Source organism: Collinsella aerofaciens ATCC 25986, from assembly GCF_964239575.1.
Taxonomy (GTDB): Bacteria; Actinomycetota; Coriobacteriia; order Coriobacteriales; family Coriobacteriaceae; genus Collinsella; species Collinsella aerofaciens_BQ.
Map to the genome: position 1 here is coordinate 1 of NZ_CAXSQQ010000042.1, position 5,284 is coordinate 5,284.

The window sequence follows — 5,284 nt, forward strand, 5'->3', positions numbered from 1 at the left end:
GGAGAGGGCCTGACCCCATATCGTTGGGGCCAGGCCCGATTTTGCCTCTTGACAATGTCCTGCTCATATTAAAAGGAACGTCCCTAACTGCCGGCTAGAGGGCGCCGAGCAGGATGGCGTAGGTGGTGGATTCGCCGAGTTTGAGCTCGTCGCCGGGGTTGAGCTGGGCGGAGCGGCCGGGCTCTACTTGAATACACACACTCGTGGCCCCGTTTACCACCACGGTTCCGTTGGTGGACGACAAGTCCTCGACGTGCCAGATATTTTGAGCATCGCACCAGATATGGGCATGGCGGGCCGAGACATCGTCGCCGACGTCGGTAATATCGCCCTCACCAGTGGCCAGCGCGCCAATCTCAACACCCTGCTCACTCGGCTGAATCCAGCGCGGGGCGCTCACGACAAAACTGTTTTGTACGCGCAGCAAGCCCAAGGGGTGCGCCGGGGCGGGTTCGCGTTCGCCCGCGGTCATCGACATGCCAAGCGAACGCGGCGTGGATGTGCCTCCGCCACAGGTCGCGTGCGCGTAGTCGATGGCATAGTTCACCGAGGACCGCACATCCGCCGAACAACCGACGGCGACAAACAGCACCAGCACGGCCTCGGCGCGCTCGGCGGGCATGAGTTCCGCCGCCTGGGACAGGCGATCGAGCGCGTTGCGATAGAGATTCGTGTCCTGGTGGCACTCTTCGAGCGCGCGTACCATCGGTTCACCTGCAGGACCGCACACCATATTGATCACAGCCGTGGAGTCCATGGGATTGCGCTGGCGCAGGGCCAGTTGCGACATAATACGCGCAGCCGAGGTACCGTATTCGGCAAAGTAGCGATGCTGAAGCGTGCCGACCGGCGCGCGAACGATAAAGCGGGAAACCCAAGAGCGATCGGCGGCTCGGCTCTGTGGGCTGCGGCCGTCGGCGAGCGGACGGGACGAAAGCACCAAGCCGCACAGCTCGATATGGCTCAGATGCGCCGCGCGCTTAAAGATGTCAAACATGGCCCCGCATGGGGTGAGCTCAACTTGAGATGCCATGACCTAGGCCTCCTTAGTCGTAGAAATAGAATCGGACGATACTTCGACAGGTCCGCCAAAAGTACGGGCAGCTGCGGCTCCACCGGCAAGCGGAGTCGCCATCTGGGCTTTTGTGCGTCGTGGTGCCGAAACGGGAAGTTCAAAGGCAAAGCCCATCGCAAGCAAAAACCACGTAAGCGTATAGGTTGCAACCAGAGCGGCAACAAGGCCGCCCATCACGGCGCGTTGGGAAAATACGCTACATGCAGCCACAACCAGCACCGGAACCTCGCAGGCAGAAAGCGCAAGCACACCCTGCAGGAAGCCCGAGCGCCGATCGCGCGCAAGCGCCCCCGCGGCAACGCCGGCTATGCCTGGCAGCGCCAACGCCAGTGCGGCAATAATACCCGGTAGCGACCCAGACCACACGAGCGATCCCAAAGTCGCCGTCACGCGAGCGCCCGACGCCAGCAGCGCGGCCGAAACCACGATCACAGCCCAAACCACGATCACAGCCCAAACCACGCCACAGACGACCGTCGCGCCGACCATCAGCGCGCGACGAACCGCGCGGCCAGACGCATCCATGGGGCACGGCGTGAGCGGCTCGCCGCGGAGCGAACGGCCGACATTTTGCGCATAGTGGTCACAAAACGCTGAGAGCGCCGCCTCGACCGCCGCCGGCTCGGGACGATCTTTTTGATGGCTGGACAGACAGGCCATCACCACGTCGAACAGCTGGGCATCGACAAACGCCAGCGCATCGCGTAGCTCTTCGGAATCCGGCTCAAGCCCTAGCTGCTGGGCCTGCTCGGCCGCGGCGAGCGCCACATCGGGCTCACGACGAAGCAGCTGAGTCAAATCACAACCGGGCGCATGGGCACCAATGGGATAGTCGGGCCGCGTGTCCATCTTGAGACGGTAGGGGCTCGCGATGTCGCGCGTCTTTTTGCGCGAACCCGAGGTGCCCGAAGTGCTCGGCGCGGCTTCGTATGGCGCGACGCCGGCAATGAGCTCGTAAACCGTGCTTGCCGCGGCATAGACGTCGATCGCCGGCGACATACGCAAAGCGCGCAGATCGGGAATATCGTCGGTGAGCATCTCGGGCGGGGCATAGGCAACCGTCGCGCGACGCAGCGTGGCATAGCGCTCGGTAAAGGATGCCTTGCCGCCGGTACCGGCCACGGCCGACGCAGGCTCAAACGCCAGCGACGAGCCAAAGTCGATCAGGCACAGGTCAAAGGTGCCCTCGGCAAGCTGCCGGTCAAGCGGTAGACGCGCCGTGCGCACCATAATATTAGCGGGCGAGATATCGCGATGGACAAAGCCCTCACCCACCAGGCTCATACGGCAGAGCAGATCGAACAGGTCGCGACCCAGACGCGCCGCCACAAGCGGCGACAGGCGTCCGGCATCGTCCACGGCGAGTCGCGAACGCAAGCGGGCAAGCGTCTCGCCCTCGATCCATTCCATGACAATTGCAGGCACACCGTCGACCTCGCCCCAGCCATAGAGGCGGGGAAAGCCCTTAAGGCCCGAAAGGGCGCGATGGCATTCGTATTCCTCGCGAAACGCCGCCTTGAACTTGGCGACCAGCGCCTCGTGAGCGGCATCGTCGTCAAACCCATCGCGCGTCGGCAAGATGAGCTGCTTGAGTGCCACGGCCTCGCCTTGGGCGTTGACGGCACGCGTCACGCGGCCGATACCGCCACGGCGCATGATGGCATCGTCGGCAAACAGCATCGTAAAACGACGCAGATAGGCAGGCAGTTCGTCCTGACCGAGCGCAATGGCCGGCTCAAACCCGTCGACACGCGCCAGGCGCAGGCCGACCATGGGATCGCGACCGAGCGATTGTGGTGTGGTGGATGCAAGATCGGTCATCATAGGGCAAGCGCCGCCACGTTATTGTTGAAGTTACCGAGCGCGACGTCATCATCGCCGTAATGGCCGACCCATTGACATAGGTTGGTGTAACAGCCCCACAGATTGGCATACTGCTGATACCACTTTGACCGGGGCGAGAATGTCTGACGACCGAACTCGGCTCGAATGACAAACATCTCCCCGACCAGGCTGTCGCACGGTCTGGGATCTCCCGTAGAGTTATAGGTCGAGACCACGTCATTGGCACGAGAAACATAGCCGTCGAGCATGTTGTACTTGGTCACAAGCCAACTGTGAATGCTCTCTTCCTCAGCAGCGGAAAGGCCACCGGAGTTTGCATCGTTGTCAGTGTTGCCGCCCGTCGAGCCGCCGTTTCCAGACCCTCCGGTAGAGGAACCCGACCCAGAGCCGCCGCCCGAACTCGATGAATCCGAGCTACCGGGCTTGCCTGTCTGCTGGGCGTCCTGCCCCTTCTGCTGCTCGACCTTATTCACCGTTGCCGCCACGCTATTGTTGGACAACCGATCGATGATCTTGGTGTTGGTGAGCACGATGGTTTTGCCATTGGAAAGCGTGATTTCGTTGTCCGGGACCTCGGCGCCGTCCGCATCGTCGGTGCCAAACACAATATGCCCGACCACACTTGCCCAAGCATATCCAGTCGTGGTGCCCAGATCACTTTTGACCTCATGCCCCACGCGCGGTTCGCGTGCGGCATGCGCCTGTATCATGGACGGCACGGTCATGCCATAGGCAGAAACGCCAGCTATGACCAGCACCAACGAGCACGATAGCAGTGCGTACGCCCGCGGAGCCAAGCCCAGTCGGCATCGCATGCGCACCGCGGCGCCGCGCTTTGTCTGAGTGCCACCGGGCCGCATGCGTTCTCCTCCAACAAAAACACGCCGCTCGGGAGCGGCGCATTCATTCGAATCCATATTTGAGTGTATCAGCGAACCAAAAAGGTTGCGCAACGAATGGACAAATTAAGGATGCGAGCGGAAGCATCCATGCGATAAGCAGATACGAAGCATCTTTGTTGCACAACAAACTCACAGTCGCACGGGGAAATTATGACTACCCCGTGCGTCGCGAGGAAAACATACGGCAGGAGCAGGCTCGCCACCTAAATCGCGCGGCGGGCCTCGATGGCGCGGCCAAGCGTAAGCTCGTCGGCATACTCCAAGTCGCCGCCCACGGGAAGGCCGCTTGCCAGACGCGACACCTCGACGCCCAACGGCTTGATGGTACGGGCCAGATAGCTCGCCGTGGTCTCGCCCTCAATATTGGGGTTGGTGGCGATGATGACCTCGTGGATGTCCTCGTGGCCCAAGCGTGCCAGCAGCTCTCGAATGTGCAGCTGCTCGGGGCCAATCTTGTCCATGGGACTGATCACGCCGCCCAATACGTGGTAGAGGCCGTGGTAGCTGCCCGTGCGCTCGATCGCCTGGACGTCGCGCGGCTCGCCCACCACGCAAATGCGAGTGGTATCGCGCATCGGGTCCTGGCAGATGGAGCACTCGTCGGCCGTGGCGTAGTTAAAGCAGCGGCTGCAAAAGTGGACCTCCTGCTTGACCTCCAGGATGGCCTCGGCCAGGCGGCGCGCCTCCTCGGCGTCGGCCTCCAACAGGTAATAGGCGATGCGCTGGGCCGACTTGGGACCAATGCCCGGCAGACGGCCCAGCTCATCGAGCAGTTTTTGCAGACTGTGATTTGCACTCATATATATGCGTGTCTTAGAACGGCATGCCCGGGATGTTGAGGCCGCCGGTGATGGCGCCCATCTGCTTGTTGGCGAGCTCGTTGACGCCGCGGACGGCCTCGTTGACGGCAGCCATGATCATATCCTGCAGCATATCGACGTCCTCGGGATCGAGGGCATCGGGATCGATGGTGAGGTTGACGAGCTCCATCTCGCCGTTAACGGTCACCTTGACCATGCCGCCGCCGGCAGAGGCGTCGACGGTCTGGGACTTGAGGTTCTCCTGCGCGGCGGCAAGCTGCTCCTGCATCTTGCGAGCCTGCTTCATCATCTGCTGCATGTTCATACCGGCCATGATGGCTCCTTTACGTGCGGCCGCGCGACAAGCTGCAAGGGCAGCCGGAGCACGGCGGGACTTTCAAACTCAAAAATCGTACCACGGCGCGGGGCAAGCAAGCGGGGCGGACACACTACCTCAGTCGATATACATGTCCTGAGTGCAGACCGCACCCAATGATTATGCAAAGTTGCATAATTCGCATCTGCATAAGATTGAAAGCTAAATCTTGTAGAGCCGGAATCCGACATTTAATGCGTACCACTAAATGGTTGATTTTCAATCTCAACGCAACAGCCTGAACGGACCCCGCGTTTCCGCAGCTAGCGCAACGCGGAAATAGCTC

At 61.5% G+C, this 5,284-nt stretch carries 5 protein-coding genes; all 5 read right to left on the reverse strand.

The window, feature by feature from the left end; genetic code table 11:
* Positions 1 to 94: 94 nt before the first annotated feature.
* Positions 95 to 1,033: an FHA domain-containing protein gene (locus ACESUZ_RS09865; protein ID WP_373199875.1), complete on the reverse strand. Its 939-nt coding sequence runs from the start codon at positions 1,031 to 1,033 to the stop codon at positions 95 to 97.
* 3 nt (positions 1,034 to 1,036) lie between these two features.
* Entirely contained in the window at positions 1,037 to 2,896 is a 1,860-nt protein-coding gene (locus tag ACESUZ_RS09870) for a serine/threonine protein kinase (RefSeq protein ID WP_373199877.1), read from the reverse strand.
* Entirely contained in the window at positions 2,896 to 3,780 is an 885-nt protein-coding gene (locus tag ACESUZ_RS09875; RefSeq protein ID WP_373199879.1) for a hypothetical protein, read from the reverse strand. The genes ACESUZ_RS09870 and ACESUZ_RS09875 overlap by 1 nt, the downstream gene beginning before the upstream one ends.
* Positions 3,781 to 4,025: 245 nt before the next feature.
* Positions 4,026 to 4,622 carry a recombination mediator RecR gene (gene recR, locus ACESUZ_RS09880; protein WP_006235173.1) on the reverse strand — a complete coding sequence of 199 codons (597 nt, stop codon included), beginning with the start codon at positions 4,620 to 4,622 and terminating at the stop codon, positions 4,026 to 4,028.
* A gap of 13 nt (positions 4,623 to 4,635) precedes the next feature.
* The gene (locus ACESUZ_RS09885; protein ID WP_006235174.1) at positions 4,636 to 4,956 is read right to left on the reverse strand and encodes a YbaB/EbfC family nucleoid-associated protein; all 321 of its coding nucleotides are present in this window, start codon (positions 4,954 to 4,956) and stop codon (positions 4,636 to 4,638) included.
* Positions 4,957 to 5,284 lie beyond the last annotated feature (328 nt).

Excerpts from the sequence above, each read along its gene's own strand:
- ACESUZ_RS09865 (WP_373199875.1), bottom strand. The coding sequence starts at position 1,033 with ATGGCATCTCAAGTTGAGCTCACCCCATGCGGGGCCATGTTTGACATC.
- ACESUZ_RS09870 (WP_373199877.1), bottom strand. The coding sequence starts at position 2,896 with ATGACCGATCTTGCATCCACCACACCACAATCGCTCGGTCGCGATCCC.
- ACESUZ_RS09875 (WP_373199879.1), bottom strand. The coding sequence starts at position 3,780 with ATGCGGCCCGGTGGCACTCAGACAAAGCGCGGCGCCGCGGTGCGCATG.
- recR (WP_006235173.1), bottom strand. The coding sequence starts at position 4,622 with ATGAGTGCAAATCACAGTCTGCAAAAACTGCTCGATGAGCTGGGCCGT.
- ACESUZ_RS09885 (WP_006235174.1), bottom strand. The coding sequence starts at position 4,956 with ATGGCCGGTATGAACATGCAGCAGATGATGAAGCAGGCTCGCAAGATG.